14 protein-coding genes and 1 pseudogene are annotated in these 19,854 nt (G+C 59.3%); 6 read left to right on the forward strand and 9 right to left on the reverse strand.

The window, feature by feature from the left end:
- Positions 1-412: 412 nt before the first annotated feature.
- The 8 genes from SGN16_RS14430 to SGN16_RS14465 form a co-directional block, all read right to left on the reverse strand.
- Positions 413-1,696: a TIGR02270 family protein gene (locus tag SGN16_RS14430; protein WP_335944806.1), complete on the reverse strand. Its 1,284-nt coding sequence runs from the start codon at positions 1,694-1,696 to the stop codon at positions 413-415.
- Positions 1,697-1,766: 70 nt separating this feature from the next.
- Positions 1,767-2,678, reverse strand: a complete 912-nt coding sequence (locus SGN16_RS14435) for a hypothetical protein (protein WP_134926627.1) — start codon at positions 2,676-2,678, stop codon at positions 1,767-1,769.
- Positions 2,679-2,699: 21 nt separating this feature from the next.
- Positions 2,700-3,713 carry a PAAR-like domain-containing protein gene (locus SGN16_RS14440; protein ID WP_134924365.1) on the reverse strand — a complete coding sequence of 338 codons (1,014 nt, stop codon included), beginning with the start codon at positions 3,711-3,713 and terminating at the stop codon, positions 2,700-2,702.
- Entirely contained in the window at positions 3,713-4,750 is a 1,038-nt protein-coding gene (locus tag SGN16_RS14445; protein WP_335944807.1) for a hypothetical protein, read from the reverse strand. Before SGN16_RS14445 ends, SGN16_RS14440 begins: the two co-directional genes overlap by 1 nt.
- Positions 4,747-5,862, reverse strand: a complete 1,116-nt coding sequence (locus SGN16_RS14450) for a DUF2169 domain-containing protein (protein ID WP_335944808.1) — start codon at positions 5,860-5,862, stop codon at positions 4,747-4,749. Before SGN16_RS14450 ends, SGN16_RS14445 begins: the two co-directional genes overlap by 4 nt.
- A gap of 15 nt (positions 5,863-5,877) precedes the next feature.
- The gene (locus tag SGN16_RS14455; RefSeq protein WP_335944809.1) at positions 5,878-6,336 is read right to left on the reverse strand and encodes a DUF6484 domain-containing protein; all 459 of its coding nucleotides are present in this window, start codon (positions 6,334-6,336) and stop codon (positions 5,878-5,880) included.
- Positions 6,337-6,352: 16 nt separating this feature from the next.
- The gene (gene tssI / locus SGN16_RS14460; protein ID WP_335944810.1) at positions 6,353-8,578 is read right to left on the reverse strand and encodes a type VI secretion system tip protein TssI/VgrG; all 2,226 of its coding nucleotides are present in this window, start codon (positions 8,576-8,578) and stop codon (positions 6,353-6,355) included.
- Positions 8,579-8,877: 299 nt separating this feature from the next.
- A complete protein-coding gene (locus tag SGN16_RS14465) occupies positions 8,878-10,557 on the reverse strand; it encodes an HAD-IIB family hydrolase (RefSeq protein ID WP_335944811.1) in 1,680 nt (559 codons plus the stop codon).
- A gap of 223 nt (positions 10,558-10,780) precedes the next feature.
- Here SGN16_RS14465 and mgtA point away from each other — a divergent pair.
- Positions 10,781-14,402 (forward strand): annotated as a pseudogene (gene mgtA, locus SGN16_RS14470) (magnesium-translocating P-type ATPase).
- 42 nt (positions 14,403-14,444) lie between these two features.
- Here mgtA and SGN16_RS14475 read toward each other — a convergent pair.
- Positions 14,445-14,942: a BCAM0308 family protein gene (locus SGN16_RS14475; RefSeq protein WP_335944812.1), complete on the reverse strand. Its 498-nt coding sequence runs from the start codon at positions 14,940-14,942 to the stop codon at positions 14,445-14,447.
- Between the two features lie 315 nt (positions 14,943-15,257).
- Between SGN16_RS14475 and groL the strand changes: the two genes are divergently transcribed.
- From groL to SGN16_RS14500, 5 genes are all read left to right on the forward strand, one after another.
- Entirely contained in the window at positions 15,258-16,874 is a 1,617-nt protein-coding gene (gene groL, locus SGN16_RS14480; RefSeq protein WP_335944813.1) for a chaperonin GroEL, read from the forward strand.
- A 255-nt stretch (positions 16,875-17,129) separates the two neighbouring features.
- Positions 17,130-17,834, forward strand: a complete 705-nt coding sequence (locus SGN16_RS14485; RefSeq protein WP_210638726.1) for a phosphoribosyltransferase — start codon at positions 17,130-17,132, stop codon at positions 17,832-17,834.
- The gene (locus SGN16_RS14490) at positions 17,827-18,486 is read left to right on the forward strand and encodes an alpha/beta family hydrolase (RefSeq protein WP_335944814.1); all 660 of its coding nucleotides are present in this window, start codon (positions 17,827-17,829) and stop codon (positions 18,484-18,486) included. The genes SGN16_RS14485 and SGN16_RS14490 overlap by 8 nt, the downstream gene beginning before the upstream one ends.
- An 89-nt stretch (positions 18,487-18,575) precedes the next feature.
- Positions 18,576-19,184 (forward strand): c-type cytochrome, encoded by a 609-nt coding sequence (locus tag SGN16_RS14495; RefSeq protein WP_335944815.1) that lies wholly within the window; start codon positions 18,576-18,578, stop codon positions 19,182-19,184.
- 106 nt (positions 19,185-19,290) lie between these two features.
- On the forward strand, positions 19,291-19,851 hold the full coding sequence (locus tag SGN16_RS14500; protein WP_335944816.1) for a nitroreductase family protein: 561 nt from the start codon (positions 19,291-19,293) through the stop codon (positions 19,849-19,851).
- Positions 19,852-19,854: the final 3 nt, after the last annotated feature.

Consider the following 19,854-nt stretch of genomic DNA (forward strand, 5'->3'; position numbering starts at 1 on the left):
TCCATGAGACTGGAGCCGGCAGTCGCTCGCGGCACATTTCCTTGCCAGAGGAACGTCAGGAAGGACTGTTCGTTGATGCGACGTCCTATGACTGCTCCGGTTTTTGCCGCGCGCTTAGGCTAGGACGCTATGACTGAGCGGTCAACCGTTGAAAAACGGTTGACGAAGAGAGATGTGATGTCCGATGCGGCCAGCACTAAAGGCTCAAAGCCCAGGGGCTCAAAGGCCCGGAAGACGCGCGCATTCCCTGGAAGATCGCTGTTTTAGCGACCGAAACGTAGGATAATTATTTGGTACATCTCCTACATTTTGTGTGCTGCTTCACCAAAAATCGTTGTTACCCTGCCGCGCCTCAGGCCACACACCCGGGAATCGCAGCCGATCGGGATCACAAACGCCCGCCGGTACAGGATTACCTCGATGGCTTCGTGCCGCTGGTGTTCGATGCGGCGTTGACCGCTGCCAACCACCTCTTTTGCCGCCAGGCCGGCGCGCTAGTGGGAAACAGCACTTCGTTTGGCCGATAGCGCGCGAGGCCGCAGGCGGCGGCGATGCGCTGGCGTTGCTGGCCGTGGACAAGGGCTTGCTGAAAACTGTGTTCGCTATGGGCCAAACCCAGCATATAACGCGTACCCACCTGGAATTGTCCGCCGTTGGCTTGCCACCATTTTTCGATTGCCTGCGGGTCGGGCCAGGGCAGGTTCTCATCGGGGTCCATCGCGACATTGGGATCTTCAGGGTTGTCGTTCGGGCCCGCATCGAAATCCGGCAGGGCCTGCAGTTCCAGATCAAGCAACGCCAGGTCAGCGCCAGTGATCAGGCTGAAGGCTTCGCCGGCGACCCGGGCAAAGGGCAGGTCGCTCATCTGTTGGATCAACCAGGGCACGCAGACCGGATCGCCCAGCAGCCCAAGGGCCTCGATGCCTATGCGCCGATCCCGGGGATCCTGTACCCACTGGCGTATCCAGGCGATGCTGGGCTCGCGTTCCTGCCAGGCCAGCAGCACACAGAGCGCGCGGTATTGAAATTCGCCCGGTTGCTCGGCGAATGAGCGCAGAGGCTCCAAGGCCTGCTGATCGCCCATTTGGGTGGTGGCCCAGTTGGCCCAGAAGCGCGTGGCGGCGTCTTCATGCTGGCGGTGGGCACGAATCGCCGGCAGCAGGTCACGCCGGCGCAGTTCGCCAGCCGTGCGCGCGGCACGCGCCAGCACGCTGGGGTCGGCATCGGAAAGTCCGGCCAGCAGGGCGGGGCCGGGGTCGTGGCGATGCATGCCGCAGGCGGCGAGGCCGAGGCGGCGGAACAGGGGCTCGGGGGAGGCGAGCATGCGTTCTATCCAGGGCGCGACCCGTTCCCAGTCGAGCCACCCCAAAGCCATCAGGTAGCCGCGTTCGGTTTCCAAGGCACTGCGCAAATGCTCGCTGAGCCGCGACAACACTTTTGCATTGGCCGCCTCGAAGGCCAGTACCACGCAGGCGAACATCTCTCCGATGGCGTGTGGGCCGAGCTGGGCCAGCAGCGTCTCCAGGCCGCCAGGGGCTGCGATTCGCAAGCCGTCGAGGTGGGCGTCGAGGCGGTTATCGAGTTTGTCGAGGTGCTCGATGTCATAGTGCGGGGCGCGCAGGGCATAGTCGCGCAGGACGGCGAGGAAGCTGGCTTCTTCGGCGTGTTGGTCCAGAACAATGGAAGTTACCAGCATGTTGAATATTCCGCCTCCAGCGGTTCTTCTACAGGAACCTTCGAATGACTTGGCCTGCCCTTGGCACGCGTCACTTCATTATCGTTTGCCATTGATCATCGCGGATCAACCCAATCGTTCTCTCCGCGAAGGACCACACCCCTTCGGTGCTGCTTCGAAGCACTGTGAATTGGAGGTCTGCTTCTTCTATGTCCAAGGCGATCAGAGTCTGTCCGGCGACTTTGTCCACACCGGCCAAATGGGCTGCATATATTTGATCGTTATAGGCCGCCACCCCCCAGTAGCTTCTTCTCGTGTCAATCGGCTGAACAATGGACCATTGATCTGCAACGCCGATCAGTACGGTTCCATTCTTGCCAGCAATGGCATAGTGACCGTTGTCCAGCCGACAGATACTGGTAAGACTTGCGTTGCTTGGTAGATCAAGAACGGCCCAGCTTGTACCATCGAAATGCGCAGCGTAACCATCGGAGGTTACAGCGACCATATCGCTGCGACTGCTTCCGGCGATATCCTCAATGGTCACATCCTGATTGCCAACGCTTAACTTCGGCAGCGTTTCGAACCTATCGCCGAGCAAGCGATAGACCTGGCCGACAGATCCTGCGCAGATCACATCATCACCTAGGATACGAATTCTACGCAGTGGTCCGATGTTACCGACGGCAGCGTTCGCGAAGGGCTTTCGCGAGGCTTTGAGCGCCTCTCTTGTTGTTGGCGATTTCCAGTCGAAACGCACGACTGAACCGTTCTCACCCAAGACGTAAGCGGAGCCGTCAGTCGCGGCATCAACCGAGAGAATAGCCTCTGCAGACAATCCGAACTCAAGCCAGACATCCTGCTTTCTAACGCCAATCCTGTTCTTTGGATTGTCATAGTCGTCGCCAATGGTACAGGCAGCGATGATGATACCCGCGACCGGACTAACACCCTCCTGAATAAAGGCCCCTTCAATAAACTCCGCATCTGATATTCCGTTCATCTTCATTAGATCCCGTGCTTGTTAATCGTCCAATACTATGGCGGCTGGTGGCTGTTTCGCCCTGGGCAGCGGATCGTTGGGTTTCACCGTCAATTCCATCTTCTGGTGACCATTGTCCAACTGCTTTTGCAGGCACTCCTTGTCACATCCTTTGGCTCCGGGTGGAGCATTGACTTTGCCAACCGCCGACTTCGCGCCTATCTCGCAACCGACGGCCAGGGTATAGGCCTTGCCTCGGTTGGCAGGATTAGCGAGCCAAGCATTTCTTTCGACGGTGTAATTGCACCCTACCTGCCCATGCTCGGTACGTTTTGAATGGCTATGGCCCTCCACACAGAGGCAGGGGGCCTTGTCCGATTTATAGTTCGTCGTTGCGTCGGCGGAGCCTCGGTTGGCATGTGCGACGAACTCATTGGATGGAAGCAGGTGGTGGCCTGTCATCGGTTTGCCATCTGCGCCGTCGCAACAACGGTTCGGGGTCTTCGGCATAAGCAGGCATTTTCGGCTGCTACAACACTTGTCGCTTTTGTCATTGGCACCAGAGCATTGGGTCTTAATATCGTTTGCCATTGGTTGGCAAGGATGACCAGCGGTATCCATCGCAATTGCATCTTGATAAGGCCAAGGGCCGGTGTTGCTTGTCGATCCGTGGTTATGGGTGGTCAGGTCCATATTTCTCACGACGTTTTCAGCTTCAAACTTCACATTCATCGACCAGGCTGTGAAATAGACTTTCCCTTTGATCTTGCCGGTGATGATCCCCTTTTTTGGAGCGTTTCCAGCCTCATCGCCATAACTTGTCTTGAAATAGCTCTTGTCCTTGAGCATGGCCTCCTTGCCACTGATCTTCACCGTTCGCGTGCCCCTGGTGGTGTCCTTGGCCATGCCGGTGTTGGGGTAGGGGATGGGCACACCGAGCGGGGTGGGTGGGGCCTGGGGCGGGGTAAAGCAGACGTCCGGAAAGCAGGCAATCGACTTGCCGTCGGCCGCCTTGCAGGAAACCTCCATATTGTTGGCGTAGACCTCATTCGCCATTACGCAGCCCTCACAATCTGGTAACTGAGCAATGCGACGGCGCGTTCGCCAGCGTCGTTGCCGAGGTGGCAGAAGATATTCGGTCCTTCGCCATAGCCCTTGCGACTGGCAGCCAGGGCCACGGCGAGCATGGCTGGGCCGATGGCGGCGCCGACTTCGCCAATGCAGTCGGCCGGGTGCCAGAGATGGAAGAACTCCTTGCGCACGCGCAGGGTTCGGCTGAGGGCCAGGGAGGCTTCCTTGAAGTAGTACTGCTCGCCGGAGATGTCGGTGAGCCGATAATCCATGTGCTCCAACCCACAGCCGGCTTCGCTCAGGGCCGCCCGTACAGCTTGAGTCAGGCCTTCGGCGCGCAGGGGGATGTCTTCGGCCTCCACCGTGGCCTTCTCCATGCCGAACCCCAGGCCGACGCAGGCCAGTTGCGGCTCTTCACGGGCGACGGGGGCCGCCAGCACCACGGCGGCGGCGCCTTCGCCGGGGATAAAGCCGTTGGAGTTCTGGCTGGTGAGCAGGCGCTCGCGTTCTTCGAAGGCGGCCAACGTCGATGCGTTCAGGAAAGAGTCGACGCCGGCAATCAGTACGTGGCGATGGCCGCTCTGGTAGATCAGCGTGCGCGCATTCAGCAGGGCCACGGCGGCGCTGACCCGACCACGAGCGATGATGTAAGAGTCCGGATGAAAACGCAGGCCCAGTTCGGTTTCGATAGCCTGCAGCAACCCCTTGTCGAGACCGGCGAGGCGGCCGGGGCGCTCGACCTCCGCCAACCCCAGCAGCAACGGGGTCTTTTCCGGGTCGACCCCAAGGGTGCTCTGTAACGCCTCGGCGATGGCGCGAGAGGCCATCTTGATCAGCTTGGTGCGGCCGCGCCAGGGCTGCTCCAGAGGTACGCTGGCGGCCATCAGCCATTCGCCACCCTGGTCGATGAAACGGGTTTCCTGGAAATTGTCGATGGCACAACGGATCGCCGCGCAGCTCGCGGGTGCACTGAGGCCAACGGCGCTGACCATGCCGGAGCCGATGATGCAAAGTGCGGTCATCCGTCCATCTCCTCGGGGGCGCGCCTGGCTTTTACCAGGGAGGAGAGCGACGGGTAGTAATCCTTGCCCAGTTCACGGGCGCGCCACCAACCCGTGGACATTGTGCCAACCAGCACCTGGGCGATCTCGAACAGGTTGCGCCGCAGGGGACGGGAAACACGCCAGGTCAGTTGTACCTGGCGCGCGTCTGTGTCGATCAGCAAGGTGTCGATTACCGCCTGCACAGTCTCATGGCCACCTTTTTTCAAGAAGAACGTCACCGGCACCTCCATTTCAGGGATGCGAAAGCCCGCGCGCTCTTGGGGCGTGAGGTTGAGCAGTAGCACGTCCTCGCCGCCACGCAGGTAAGGAATCTGCTGATCGTCAGGGGCTGCCTGGAAGTAGCGACGGTCGAAATCTTGCGGAAGAAACGGAAAGCAGTCGGCCAACCAGGCCTCGTCGTAGGTACCGGCGAAACGGGCGCGTTGTGGCCAGCTACGACCGATGGGGCCGAGGGCCATGGGGCGGAAATCGCCGGAGGGGCTGTCGATCGGCTTGCCCAGTTCTTCCGTATTCGGCATTGGCTTGTAAGCGACTTCAGCACTGTCGATGCTGCCTGGAAACCAACCGCAACCGCTTGGATTGTCCGGGTAGCAATGACGCATATCCGGATTCTTGGCCATGGGATGGGAGCCTCCGTAGGCCTGGGCATAGGAGATGTCCTGCTGGGTAAAGGGTTGCGGTAAACCGGGAGATACCCCCAATAGGCCCGGTAGCCATTGTCGGGGGCCGAGGACGGAAAAGGCTTTGCTCATCTGCCCGACGCGAATGCCCGCGGCCAGTTGCGTCACGGGCCGCCCGCCTGGGGCATAGGCCTTGCCGCGTACCAGCACATCGCAGAATGGCTTGACCGGGGCGAAGTCCATTTCCTGCAGCGGGGCGCTGAGGCCCGGCTCGCCGAGGAAGGTGTCGGCCATCAGCAGCGGTTGCTGGGTGTCGGCGAGGGTTGCCGCACGGCCGTCCAGCGGTAAATCAAACGTGCCTTTGGCCACGATCACCAGGGATTCGCGACCATCGGGCTCCAGGCCCTGGGTGTAGGCCGCAAACAGTTTGCTGGCGTTGAGCAGCTCCATGAGTCGACTACCTGTCTAGTTGATCTGCACCGAACCGCCCTTGATGCGGTTCACGCCGGATGACCGGTTCGAAAGATAGGTCCCACGGATCAGCACCTTGCCCTCACGCGTGAGGGTAATGCTCGCTTTACCGCAGCGCAGGACGATTTCCCGCTCTGCCGTGAACTCCAAGCGCTCGCCGTCCAGGTGAGTAACGGCTGGCGTGGCGGTTTGCGGCAGGCGCTGGATGCGACCGATCACCAGCGGCCGGGTCAAATCGCCGGCCTCGAACATCAGTGCGACCTGGGCGCCGATGTCTTCACGGGCGAGCGGGGTGGTGGTGCGCGCGACGAGGCCCGTTTCGCCGGGGCAGCCAGGGAAGGCCACCACCGGGGCATCTGCCCCGGGCACATCCAGCAGCACCCCAATCACGACGCCATCCACGCGCGCGGGCGTGGCGGTAGAGGAAACGGGGAAATGATATTCAACGGTCATGGCGCCCACTCCGTGGCTAGTTCTGCAGGATTTTCTGGCCTTTGACGACCACGTTTTTGTTGGCCTTGATGTTGATGGCGCCGGATCCGTCGATGGTGATGTTCTTGCCGCTGATCACGATGGTGCCGTCCTTCTTCATGGTGATGCTGGCCGCGCCCGTGGTCAGGCTGATGGAGTCACCGGCGTTGAGGGAGAAGTGCTTGCCCACATCCAGGCTGTCGTTCTGCTTGATGCTCGTGCTGCGGTTCTGGGCGACATCGCGGGACTCGTTCTGGCCGATCTGGGTACTCTGGTTGCCGTTGATCTCGATCCCTTCGTTGCCCTGGACCGTTTCGTTGCGGTTGCCGCTGATGCCGATGGTCTCGTTGCCACCCACGTCCTCGGTGCGGTTGTTGGCGATGCTGATTTTTTCGTTCGCACCGACTTTTTCCGTGCGGTCGGCACCGATGGTGATGGTCTCGTTACTGCCTACGCTCTCGGTGCGATTGGCACCAATAGTGATTTTCTCGTTGCTGCCGACATCCTCGGTACGGTTCACGCCAATGGAGATGGTTTCGTTGTTGCCAACCTTTTCCTTGCGGTCCACACCGATGGTGATGGTTTCGTTGTTATCGACGGTTTCGGTGCGGTCGTGTTTGACGTGCACGGTTTCGTCGTTGTCGATGGTCTTGCTGCGGTCATGGCCGACCCAATGGGTCTCGTCGTTCTCGACCTCGATGTCCTGGTTCTTCTCGGCGTGGATAAACAGTTGCTCCGCACCTTTCTTGTCCTCCATGCGGATTTCATTGAAGTTGGCCGGTGAGCCGCCCTTGCTTGAACGGCTTTTCACCCCGCTCTGGGTGGCGTTGGCCGGCAGCGCATAGGGCACGGTCTGTTCAGCGTTGTAGACGCGGCCGGTGATGATCGGCCGATCCGGGTCGCCTTCAAGGAAACTGACGATCACTTCCTGACCGATCCGCGGGAGCTGCACTGCCCCCCAGTTCTTGCCGGCCCAGGCCTGGGACACACGAATCCAGCAGGAGCTGTTTTCGTTGGATTGGTCGTGGCGATCCCAATGAAAATGCACTTTGACCCGGCCATACTGGTCGGTCCAGATTTCCTCGCCATTGGGCCCCACCACCACGGCCGTCTGCGGTCCACGGACAATGGGCATGGGGGTCAAGGGGAGGGGGCGGAAGGCTTGGTTGGCATCCATGCAATCGAGTTCGCTAACGAATTGTTCGGCCTGGTCCATCTGCCCACTTTCATAAGCGTCCTGACGGATCTGATAGCGGGCGACCACCACCAGGTATTCGCGATTCTGGTCCGCACGATCGTAGCCCGTCAGCGTGAACACATGGCCGCAGCCCAGCCCGCGAGCGCGACCGCGCAACTGCACGCGCTCGAACTGGCTGTGAATGGCTTCGATGCGGGTACGCGCGTAGTGCTCGCCATCGTTGCTCTGTACGTACTCACCGGGATAGTCGTAGAGCGGGTGGTCGCCGTTGCTGTGGTTGCGCGGCATACTGGAGCGCACCTCAAGGCTGGCGCGTGGGCGCAGGAAGTCATAGTCGTTCAGCGCCAGCGAACCGGGTTGTACTTCCCGGGCCAGTTGCCAATCGTAGAAATGATCGCGCTCGCGCATTTGTCGATCGGGTGGATAGAAGGGTACTGATTCATAGTTCGCCGCCGTGGTATGAGCGCCATAGGCGTCGGCCAACACCAGTACATGCCGCGACTTTTCATGGCGAAAGTAGTAATAGATGCCTTCCTGCTCCATCAGCCGACTGACGAAATCGAAGCTGGTTTCACGGTACTGCACGCAATATTCCCACTCGCGGTAGCTGTCGCTGAGGCTGTCTTCGAAATCGGAAAAGCCAAGGTCGCGGAACACCTGCTTGATGATGTCCGGCACTGTCTTGTTCTGGAAAATCCGACAGTCCGAGGTGCGCGTGAGCAGCCAGAACCAGGGCCGCAAACTGACGCGGTAACCGGCGAACTGGCCGTGGCCGGTCAGTTGTCGGCAACTGCAGACAATGCCATGGAAGTAGCGTTTACCGCCGTCGTACAGCTCCAGGGTCAGGCCCATCGGCTTGCCCAGTAACTGGTCGAAGGTGATTGCCCGGTCTTCGGAGGTGAGGTCCAACTCGTAGTGGAACAACCTGCCCAGCTCTTCGCTGCCATCCATGCTCTGCAGCAGCAGGACATCGCCACCGAGCGGACTGTCGACCTGCACCCAACGGTTGTTTTGCGTGATTGCCATAAACGGCTTCCTGTGGCTCGTATTCGGGCGTCAGTCAGCCGTAAGGAAGGCGACGCCAGGATCGTCGCCACAAGAAGGGTCAGGGGAAATCGAGTCCAACAATTGCTGCATATCCACCACGCAGGTGATCTCCCTATCGGCCTGGCAATCCTCTCTGTTCAACCGGAACCTGAGAGGTTTCAAGATTTGAAGATAGGTGAGCTAAGGTCGTTCATTTAGTTTCTTTAGCTATTTAGTCAATTCCAATAGGGCATAAGGATATAGCCGACTTGAGTTGCAAAGGAGACGGCGCGCAGTGCTTAGAGGTGATAGCGCGATTGGACAAGTCGTGCAATCCGCTCCAACGCATCCTTAGGTGCCGAAGTGGTGTCTGCCTCAATAAGGCGTGCCTTGTTGGCAAGCACATCGTCCCGGATCACTTGCCGGAACCAGTTGGAAAAGTCCCCAGCATCCATGTGCTTGCGAAGCGCCGGGTCGTCAAGCTGCGTGGACAAGGACAGAAACTCATTAAGGTTCGCGGCGCTTTGGCCCAGCGCAGGAAAGTGGAATGAATGCCATGCACCGACATCCCCCGCGACGTACTTGCCGCTGTGGCGATGGTGTTTTTGAATGGGCTGGACCTGATCGAGCAGCACCACTTCTTCGCCCTCGCGAAGGTTCCAGAGGCAGGCATGTTCCAGGCTCGGTAAGCGCTCCGGAAACTCGGGACTGCGGCGCTGGAGACGCTTGGCGAACTGCTCGACCAATTCCCGGGCGGTGCTGCCGAGTGTCACCAGCACGTCCACCTCCTCGAGAAGGGCCGGGCATACCTGGTCGAAGTCGAGGGCAACGACGATTGCGCCAATGTCCCCGAGGAAACCGGGGTGCCAATCAGCGCAGTGGGGGAGCATGTAATGAGCCTCGTCCACGATCAGCCAGTAGGGGCGACCTGAAACGTTGCGTAGGTGCTGGATAAAAGGCAGCAGTTCGCCAAACAGTCGTACCCGTGCCGCCGGATCGAGGGCAAGGGCGCTCACCACCACATTGAGCTGCGCCTGCAAAAGGTGATGCACCGATTCTTCTGTGGTCGGAGGAGCGCTCAGGGCCCCCACCGTGACCGCATCGTCCAGGGTCAAGTAGTCACCCTCTGGATCAATGATGCAAAAATCCTGGTGAGCCTGGACCATGCGTTCTGTCAGCCAGGTGATGTAGCTGGATTTGCCAGAACCTGAATTTCCAACAATCAACATCACCGATTCTGGGGCGAGCCATACCTTGCGTGCATGGGTGTCCTGGCCTAACTGGATTCCGATGCGCTCGACGGAAACCAGAGCGGCGTCTTTCTCCAGCAGCATATCCACCAGTTCGCAGACCCCTCGGCCATGATCATGACTGAGGCACAGATCCACACTGGCCTTTATCGACGCAATGGCATTACTCACTGCCGCGGAACAACCGCAGATCGATAGAAAGGCGTGGTCGTTTTCTGCATCACCCACGCCCACCACATTCAGCGCGCAAATACCCAGTTGCCGTAAGGCAGCATCAAGGCCCGACGCTTTGTTCACACAAGGTGGCAACACCATGATCGCATCCTTGTTGAACGTCATCTGCAGCTCAAGGCCGAGCTCGCGAATGCTGGCGCTCACCGCGTTCTCAAACGGGTGCCATGTGGCGATGACCGAGCGGCCGATCGACAACGGCGAGACGCCCTTTTCGCGTAGGCGCTCAACCAGATCGGTAGAAGCTGGATCGGCGATGAGCTCCTCGGTGTCTGTCTTCGGATCGTACAAGAGCGCGCCGTTTTCTACGACCACCAGGTCAAACAGCTCCAGTTGCGCAAACTGATGCTTGAGCGCTTGCAATTCCCGGCCTGTCACCAGCAATAACTTGCGGCCGCTGTTCTTCAGGGCAGTGAGCGAGGCACAGACCTCTGGTGAAACGCTACCGTGTTCGGCAATGGTCCCGTCAAAATCCACCGCTAAGGCTAAGAAGTGCATGCTCACTCCATACAGGCTCGGTTGAATCAGGAAGGAATCATTACCCCTGTGCGCGAATGAACCTTGAGCTTTGTCAGTATTTGAACAAACAGTGGTGCCGCCAAGAAATCCAGGCTCGGCGTCCAAGTGTTCAAGAGAAAGCAATCGTGATTGACCTGGATCAAACAAAACCACCCATACCGGACCAGAATCCAGCCATCTGCTGAACAGCCGGGGGGATGGCATGACTGTTAAACCGCCCACTCCAGACCTCTCTCGCTCGTCAGCCCTTGAAGGCCAGCATTACAGCCGTCCCGCATTGTGGTTGACGTGGCTGCTGGGGGCGGCGATGTGCGCGACGGTCATTGGCGTCGCGCTGCATTTCACTGACGTCGAATCCTTCACACGATTGCTGATCGAGGCGCAGCCACTGTGGCTTCTTGGTGCCCTTGGCCTGCAAGCGCTCACCTACCTGGCGCAGGGGCAGGTCTTTCGTGTGGTGCTCAAAGCCGGGGCACAACGCCTGTCACTCTGGGACGCCGGCAAACTCAGTTTGATGAAGCTGTTTGTCGATCAAGCGCTGCCGTCCTCTGGCATCAGTGGGGCCTTCGCGGTCGTCGCCTCTTTCGTGCGACTCGGGTTCGCGAAACCGGTCGCTCTGGCGTGCCTGGTGTTGGATTTATCCGGTTACTTCCTGGCCTACGTATTGACCGTGGGTGTGGCATTGCCGGTGGTGATATACCAGGGGCACGCGACAGCCGCCGTCACGACCATGTGCCTGGTGTTTGTTGCAGCAAGCCTGGCGCTGGCGATCATCACGCCAAAGTTGGCCGGCAATCCAGAGCTGGCGGCGCACGTACCAGGGCAACGTTTTTCGATTGTCGCCAAAGGTGTTTCATTGCTCGCCGGGGCTGATAGGCAGTTGGTACGCAACCACACTTTGCTCTGGCGCATCACGCTGCTGGAACTGGCGATCATCATCCTCGACAGCGCCACATTGTGGGTGCTGGTCCGCGCCCTGGGGGAGTCGGCGCCGCCATTGGGGCTGTTTGCCGGCTTCATGCTCGCCAGCGTACTGCGCAGTATTGGCATTGTGCCGGGCGGGCTCGGTGCTTTCGAAGCCGCGGCCGTCGTAACGTTGCATTGGGTAGGCGTGAGCGTCGCCGTGGCGCTGTCCGCCACGCTCCTTTTTCGAGGCCTGACATTTTGGTTGCCGATGTTGCCAGGCCTTTGGCTGGCGAATCGTCAATGGCATTTGCCCCCAAAAAAACCGACGCTTTACGCCGAGACTGATTATTGGAGCGTTCCGCTCAGCCAGTTGTTCAGCACCCTTCATAGCTGCGAAACAGGGTTAAGCAGTGCCCAAGCCAAAGCCCGAATGCGCGCCCCGCGCGCTCAGGGCAAGGCTCGGCCCCGCGGGCTGGTCAAACTGGTGCTTGAGCAGATGCGCACTCCGCTGGTGCTGATCTTGATTGCCGGCGCGCTGGTGGCGTTGGTGGTGGGGGACTGGCTGGACGCGGCGATCGTTTGGTGCATTGTGCTGATCAGCGCGGTACTCAGTGCCTGGTATGAAAATCGTGCCAGCGGCGCGGTGGAACAGTTACGCAGCAAGATAGCCTTGCGGGCCATGGTACGCCGGGAGGACCGGGTCGTTGAGGTTGGCGCCGATGAAGTGGTGCCCGGTGACGTCATGCTACTCAGTGCGGGCAGCCTGATCGCCGCTGACGGCCGGATACTTCGGGCATTGGATTGCTTTATCAGCGAAAGCCTGTTGACCGGCGAAACCTTCCCGGTGGAGAAGCTACCCGGCGATTGTGCCGCCGATACCGCCCTGGGACAGCGCCATAACTGCGTGTTCATGGGCACCTCGGTGCGCAGCGGTACAGCCGAGGTGCTTGTCACTCGCTACGCCGAGGAAAGCGAGATCGGCCACATCGCCAAGACCCTCTCACTACGGCCTCCTGAAACCGAATTCGAACGCGGCCTGCGACATTTCGGTGGTCTGCTGCTGCGGGTGATGCTGGTGATCACGATCGTGGTGTTCGGCATCAATATCCTGCTGCATCGTCCGCCCCTCGATACCCTGTTGTTCGCCATTGCCTTATCCATCGGGATGTCACCGGAATTACTGCCGGCGATCCTCAGCATCACGCTGGCAAAGGGTGCTCAGCGCATGGCGGCCAAAGGGGTCATCGTGCGGCACCTCAATGCCATCGAGAACCTGGGAGCAATGGACATCCTGTGCACCGACAAGACGGGGACGCTGACCCGGGGTGTGGTGGTGCTGGACGGTGCCACGGATGTCGACGGGCTCGCCAGCCCCTACGTCTTGCAGTTGGCGGTGCTCAATTCGAGCTTGCAAACCGGCATGCGCAACGCAATGGACGATGCCATTAGCCAAGCAGGCAAGGACTTGGCCCCTTGTCGGAAGGTCATCAAGCGCGATGAAGTCCCCTATGACTTCGTGCGCAAGCGCCTGAGCGTGATGGTGGGCAACGGGCCTGCGGCTGAGACGTTGATGATCACCAAGGGGGCCTTGGACAACGTGCTTGAGGTCTGTACCCAATTGCGCCGAGGTGATCAGGTATTAGCGCTCACGGACACGGAGCGGAAGGGGATCGCCCAGCGTTTCGCAGCCTGGAGCGAACAGGGATTTCGAGTCCTGGGCCTCGCCAATCGCACATTGGCGGATCAACCGCACTATGGCCACGCAGAAGAAAGGGACATGACCTTTTGTGGTTTCCTGTTGTTCTTCGATCCGCCAGAACCTGGCGTCAAGGACACGATCGCCACGCTCGACAAGCTCGGGGTACAAGTGAAGATCATCAGCGGCGACAGCCATCTGGTCGCCCGGCATGTCAGCCAGGCGGTGGGCCTGCCAGAGGGGCGAATCATCACCGGCGCCGAGCTGTCCACCATGAGGGATGAAGCGCTGATGCATCTTGCACCACGGACAAGCCTGTTCGCCGAAGTCGACCCCAATCAGAAGGAACGTATCATCCGCGCCCTGCAGAAGACCGGGCACGTTGTCGGGTATATGGGGGATGGCATCAACGACGCGCCGGCGTTGCAAGTGGCCGACATCGGCATCTCCGTGGACAACGCCACCGACGTCGCGAAACAGGCTGCCGATTTCGTGCTGCTGGAGCACGACCTGGATGTCCTGCGCGAAGGTATTGAAGAGGGCAGGCATACCTACCTTTGCCAACACCCTCAAGTACATCTCAATCGTTTCCAGCGCCAATTTTGGCAACATGATCAGCATGGCGCTTGCTTCCCTGGCGCTCCCGTTCTTGCCGCTGTTGGCAAAACAGATATTGCTCAATAACTTCCTGTCCGACATCCCCTCCATGGGGATTGCCAGCGACAATGTCGATCGGGAATGGGAAAGTACACCTCACCGTTGGAACATTACGCAGATACGCAACTTCATGGTGGTTTTCGGGCTGGTAAGCTCGTTGTTCGACCTGCTGACATTCGTGGCCCTGTACCTGCTGGCGGAAATGGTACCGGCCGTATTTCGCAGCGGTTGGTTCGTGGAGTCGCTACTGACCCAACTGCTGACGATCTTCATCGTGCGAACCTACAAGCCGTTCTACCAAAGCCGACCGGCAAACCTCCTGATGGTCAGTGCGCTCGGCATCGGTGTGCTGGCCGTCGGGTTACCTTATAGCCCGGCAGCGGCATGGTTCGGCTTGGTGCCCTTGCCGCCGCCAATGCTAGCGATGGTATTGACCATCAGCGCGACGTACATGATGACGGCTGAATACGTGAAGCGGGTTTTCTATCGTCGCCAACGCTCGGCGCACCAGCGTAAATCCCGTCCAGACAAGCGCGTATTGGCCACAGGGCAGCCAAATCACTGATGCGCGCCTCAACGGTCCGTGTCGAGGCGACTGCCCCTGGGTCTATTCGTCACGTGCCCAATGGATGCTCACTCCATACTCATTCTCGCTGTACCGATAGTCGGACTTTCCTTTGAAAGCGCTTTCCAGTGCATGCCCCAGGCGGCTGGCCAGGTGGATACCGGTGGTGGTCACGATCAGCTCATCGGCCAAGTCGCTCAGCTTGATGATGCGTTCCAAGGCGTGATCGGCTTTTTCCTTTTCCTCGGTGTGTTCCATCAGGTGGATGATTTCACTCCGATGCTTTTGCAAAAAGCTGCCTGATAGCGTGAGCGTACCTGCGGGCATGTTGTCATGGATGCGCCGACAGGCCGGGCATGTCATCTCTTGCGCATCATGAACCACCGTGTTTTCAGGGCGACTCCAGGTCCAGTTGCCGGCTTGGTAGACCGCGCCACATTGCGCGCAGACAGCTGAACCTTCGATCCGCTGCAAACAGTAGGGGTCATGGGGGGAAGTCTTGAATAGCTTGTTCTTTTGGCTCTCCTGATACTTGTCCATGCGTTTCTCCCGCACATTGAAATGGAAAAAAGGTTCCACGTTCAGCTGTGACCTGGATCGGGATACCTGACCATTTTCGTCCAGTGAACAGACCGTGGATTACACCGGCTCATTGGGACTCGGTTTCCAGCTTCATGGGTTGATTTTTATCAACTTCGGGGCAACAGCAGACAGTCGGTCATCCTGACGCCAAGGGGTTGCTGGCAAAGGGCGCTGGCATCGTGGCTTTGTTGATAAAAGTCAACGTGGAGCCGGCCACTTCATAGAAGCTGCAAAAAACACCTTTGTTAAAACCCGCTTCAGGAGAACACGCTGATGGCCCACACTAAAATGGTGTTTCGTGCTGCTGCTCGCGAGAAAATCCTGAGTGGCGCCACGCAGCTGGCGGATGCCGTACGGGTGACGCTGGGTCCGAAATCAAAATCAGTGTTGATTCAGAACAAGTGGGGCAATCCAACGGTCTGCAATGACGGTGTGACGATTGCCAAACGCATAGACCTGCAAGACCCCGAGGAAAACCTGGGCGCGCAAATGTTGCGTCAGGCTGCGGAACGGACGGGTGACGCGGTAGGGGATGGCACCAGTACCGCAACGGTGCTGGCCCATGCCATCCTGGCCGACGGCATTCGCAACGTTGTCGCGGGGGCCAGCGCGATCGACCTCAAGCGCGGCTTGGATCGCGGGCTGTCACTGGTCGTGGAAGATCTCGCAGCCCGATCACGCCCGGTCAGCACGCCCAAGGAAAAGGCCCAGGTTGCCGCGCTGTCGGCGCATAACGATGCCGTCATCGGCCAATTGGTTGCCGACGCGCTGGAAAAGGTCGGGGTTGAAGGTGTTGTCAGTGTCGAGGAGTCCAAGACCACTGAAACCGTGATGGAGGTCATGGAAGGGATGCAGTTCGACCGGGGTTATGTCTCACCCTATTTCGTCACCGATGTCGAGAAGATGCAGGTCGAACTCGATGATGCCTACTTGCTGCTCTGCGACCATAAGATTGGAGCGCTCAAGGATTTGCTCCCGCTGCTGGAACTCATTGCCAAAAGTGGACAACCCCTGGTGCTGATCGCCGACGACATTGAAGGCGAGGCCTTGTCCACCATGGTCGTCAACCAGATCCGCGGGGTACTGCGCGCAGTGGCGATCAAGGCACCAGGCTTTGGTGACCGCCGCCGGGAAATGCTCCAGGACATAGCGGTCCTGACCGGTGCTACGGTGGTGTCCAACGAATTGGGGGTTACCCTTGAACAGGTGCAATTGAACCAGCTAGGGCGGGCCCATCGCGTCGTGGTGCAAAAAGACAGCACGGCATTGATTGGCGGAGCCGGCACACGCACGGCCATTGAGGCACGGACACAGCAGATCCGTGCGCAAATGGACAACACCAGCAGCGATTACGATCGCGAAAAGCTTCAGGAACGGCTGGCGAGGTTGTCCGGTGGCGTCGCGGTGATCCGGGTCGGGGCGCCTTCGGAGGCGGAAATGAAGGCCCGTAAAGATGCGTTGGACGACGCGATCTGCGCGACCCGAGCGGCAATCGCCGAAGGCATAGTCCCGGGCGGGGGGCTGGCGCTGCTCAAGGCGGTTGCAGTGATCGCGGCCGAGGAGACCCGACATGAGGGCGATACCAGGACCGGGTTGCAGATTCTGCGCAGGGCGCTGGAGGCGCCGGCCAGGGTCATCGCGGAAAACTCCGCAGTGGACGCCGGCGTGGTGGTGGCGCGCATGCTTGCAGAGTCCGGCAACGTCGGTTTCGATGCGTCATCCAATGGCTACGTGGACATGTACGAAGCCGGCATCATTGACCCGACCAAGGTGGTGCGTATTGCCCTTGAAAATGCCGTTTCGGTTGCCAGCATCCTGCTGTTGACCGAGGCAACCATGACCGATATCCCGGAAAAGGAATCGCCTGCCCAGCCGCCGTTTCCCGAATAGCACCTGGCAGGATTGGCATGGCGGCGCAGCAATGACGCATAGCGCCATGCGGATTGAACGCCTGCCGCTATCCAGGCACCCAGCGACTTGAACGGCGTCGCGCACAGAGTTGATATAAATCAACGCCAAGAGGAGGCCATCAGAGCACGCTAAATCAACACTGAGGCCCGATCCGGCGGAGCTTGCGACATTCAGTCAGGCTGGTGACAACCAAGGGTAACGAAACGACAGGCCCAATCGCCTGGGGAGGCTTTCATGACACAGAGTCCCTCATTGCAAACCACCTTGCAGGACCGGGTTGCGGCAGGTCGAGGGCTGGTTGAGCCTTTGCTCAAATATGCAAATCGAACTGATGTTATCGTTCTGGCTTTGCCACGTGGTGGCGTTCCAGTGGCCTATGAAGTGGCCACGGCCTTGCAGGTTCGCCTGGACCTGATGCTGGTACGCAAGCTTGGCGTTCCGTCCCATGAAGAGTTTGCAATGGGCGCCATTGCCAGTGGCGGCATTCAGATACTCAATGAAGACGCACTGCGGTCTCATCCGATTGATCGAGCCAGTTTTGATGCCGTGCTCGCGCGGGAGACCCGGGAGTTGCTGCGCCGTGAGCAAGCGTATCGGGGAAACCGCCCACCGGTGCAACTCAAGGACCAAGTGGTGATCCTGATCGACGATGGCCTGGCGACAGGAGCCTCGATGATGGCGGCAGTACACGCGACGAGAAGACACGCGCCTGCTCGCATCGTCGTCGCCGTACCGGTTGCGCCACTTGAAACGGTCGAAGCGCTGCGCAGCGAAGTCGATGAAGTGATCTGCTCGATCATCCCCGAGTGGATGATCTCGATCGGCTATTGGTACTTGAATTTTGCCCAGACATCGGATGAAGAGGTCATTCAATTGCTGCAACGCGCCTGGCATCGAGAGTCTGCCAGCGCACCCCCTGAAGGGGATGGTGATGTTTAAACTTCAACCCCGGCAGTTGGACTTGAATGATGTTGAGTTGACTGCCGATGTGCGGCTGCCACCGGGCGCCAGCGCGCTGGTGGTCTTCGTGCACGGTAGCGGTAGCGGTCGATCGAGCCCGCGTAATCGATATGTCGCAGAGTCGTTAGCCACGCGAGGCTTGGGGTCGCTGTTGTTTGACCTGCTCACGGTTTCCGAACAACGCCTGGATAACCTGACCGGGGAGCTACGTTTCAATATACCCCTGCTTGCCAAGCGACTGGTCGGGGTGATCGACTGGATTGGTCATGACTCAGCATTGCGATCACTGCGTATCGGCCTGTTCGGTGCGAGCACCGGGGCCGCCGCCGCGCTGTTGGCGGCGGTCGAGCGAGCGGATGCCGTGCACGCGGTGGTCAGTCGGGGAGGGCGGACCGACCTGGCCGGGCCGGCACTGTCCCAAGTAAGGGCGCCCACGTTGCAGATCGTCGGCGCACAGGACCCCTTGGTGGTCAGGCTCAATCGCCAAAGCAGTCAAGCACTGCGCTGTGTCCAGCGCCTGGATATCGTGCCTGGCGCGACACATCTTTTTGAAGAACCCGGAGCCCTTGAGGAGGTCGCCAGGCTGGCGGGCGACTGGTTTGCAGAACATCTGTCCGTGGAATCCTCATGACGCCCCTCAGGCCAGACGGAAAGCTTCATCCTTGGTCAGACAGTTGTGATCCGATGTGGTTGGTCATCTGAACTTCAGGGGCACAAACCATGGAAACATACCGAGCAAATCGTATTCTTGCCCTCTGCCTGACTGCGCTCGTGGGCTGTACCAGTACGAACGAAGAGACGGCGCAAGAATCGCCGCCCATGTCAGGTATCGCCATGGCGGATCAGGTTTGCTCCTTGTGCCACGGCCTGACGGGTGAGTCCGTGTCGCCGATGTTTCCCAAGTTGGCTGGCCAGCAAAAAGAGTATCTTCAACTGCAACTCAAGGACTTTAAAAGCCATGTTCGTAGTGATAAAGCCGGGACTCAGTACATGCGCGGTTTCACTCATTTGACTGAGACCCAGATCACCGAACTGGCTGACTATTTTGCCAGTCAGCGTCCGATGCAGGCCGACACCGATGTGCTTGATGCGCGCGGTGAATCGATCTATCGCGAGGGTATCCGCGAGTCCGGCGTCGCCCGATGCAGTTCATGCCACGGTGCTGACGGCCAGGGCGAAGGCCGGGTGCCCCGGGTGGCGGGGCAACACGCGGACTATGTGATTCACCAGATCAATGTGCTTCAAAAAACAGCCCAACACGCACTGTCTGATGCAGACGCCGTAGCTGTTGCACGTTACTTGGCGGGACTAGGAGGCCAGAAACAATGACCATCGAGTATCCGTTGGGAAGCCCGACGCCCTGACCTTATCTGAATCAACAGCAAATCCTCTTGGCTGGACGATCTCATGAACAAACTCCTTGAGGTCCGACCCCATGAACATTGACCAAGCGATCTACGGCCGTCGTTCGACGCGCGAATACACGACAGCAGCCGTTGATGAAGCAGTCATAGACCGCTTGATCGACGCCGCTGTCCAGGCGCCCAGCGCGGTCAACCAGCAACCGTGGACGTTCACGGTGTTGCGCGATCAAGCATTGCTGGATCGCATTTCGCGCGAAGCGAAGGCTCACATGCTCGCGACGCTACCCTCAGGGCAGCAATCCGAGCACTTTCTAACGTTGCTCAATGATGAAAATTTCCAGATCTTCTATCACGCGCCGGTGCTCATTTTGATATCGGGGAACACCCCGGGCCAGGCGGTCATCGAAGACTGTGCATTGGCTGCCGAGAACCTGATGCTCACCGCCTATGCACAAGGCCTGGGTAGCTGCTGGATCGGTTTCGCCCAGGCGTTTCTCAATACGCCTGAAGGAAAGAAAATCCTTGGCCTTCCCTCTGAGTGGACACCGGTGGCGCCCATTATCGTTGGCCATCCGAAGTCCGCGCCGGCGCCCGTCACGCATAAGGCACCAGAGGTCCGTTGGATTGGCTGACAG

Source organism: Pseudomonas sp. G166 (assembly GCF_037027455.2).
Lineage (GTDB): Bacteria > Pseudomonadota > Gammaproteobacteria > Pseudomonadales > Pseudomonadaceae > Aquipseudomonas.

Excerpts from the sequence above, each read along its gene's own strand:
- SGN16_RS14430 (WP_335944806.1), bottom strand. The coding sequence starts at position 1,696 with ATGCTGGTAACTTCCATTGTTCTGGACCAACACGCCGAAGAAGCCAGC.
- SGN16_RS14435 (WP_134926627.1), bottom strand. The coding sequence starts at position 2,678 with ATGAACGGAATATCAGATGCGGAGTTTATTGAAGGGGCCTTTATTCAG.
- SGN16_RS14440 (WP_134924365.1), bottom strand. The coding sequence starts at position 3,713 with ATGGCGAATGAGGTCTACGCCAACAATATGGAGGTTTCCTGCAAGGCG.
- SGN16_RS14445 (WP_335944807.1), bottom strand. The coding sequence starts at position 4,750 with ATGACCGCACTTTGCATCATCGGCTCCGGCATGGTCAGCGCCGTTGGC.
- SGN16_RS14450 (WP_335944808.1), bottom strand. The coding sequence starts at position 5,862 with ATGGAGCTGCTCAACGCCAGCAAACTGTTTGCGGCCTACACCCAGGGC.
- SGN16_RS14455 (WP_335944809.1), bottom strand. The coding sequence starts at position 6,336 with ATGACCGTTGAATATCATTTCCCCGTTTCCTCTACCGCCACGCCCGCG.
- tssI (WP_335944810.1), bottom strand. The coding sequence starts at position 8,578 with ATGGCAATCACGCAAAACAACCGTTGGGTGCAGGTCGACAGTCCGCTC.
- SGN16_RS14465 (WP_335944811.1), bottom strand. The coding sequence starts at position 10,557 with ATGCACTTCTTAGCCTTAGCGGTGGATTTTGACGGGACCATTGCCGAA.
- SGN16_RS14475 (WP_335944812.1), bottom strand. The coding sequence starts at position 14,942 with ATGGACAAGTATCAGGAGAGCCAAAAGAACAAGCTATTCAAGACTTCC.
- groL (WP_335944813.1), top strand. The coding sequence starts at position 15,258 with ATGGCCCACACTAAAATGGTGTTTCGTGCTGCTGCTCGCGAGAAAATC.
- SGN16_RS14485 (WP_210638726.1), top strand. The coding sequence starts at position 17,130 with ATGACACAGAGTCCCTCATTGCAAACCACCTTGCAGGACCGGGTTGCG.
- SGN16_RS14490 (WP_335944814.1), top strand. The coding sequence starts at position 17,827 with ATGTTTAAACTTCAACCCCGGCAGTTGGACTTGAATGATGTTGAGTTG.
- SGN16_RS14495 (WP_335944815.1), top strand. The coding sequence starts at position 18,576 with ATGGAAACATACCGAGCAAATCGTATTCTTGCCCTCTGCCTGACTGCG.
- SGN16_RS14500 (WP_335944816.1), top strand. The coding sequence starts at position 19,291 with ATGAACATTGACCAAGCGATCTACGGCCGTCGTTCGACGCGCGAATAC.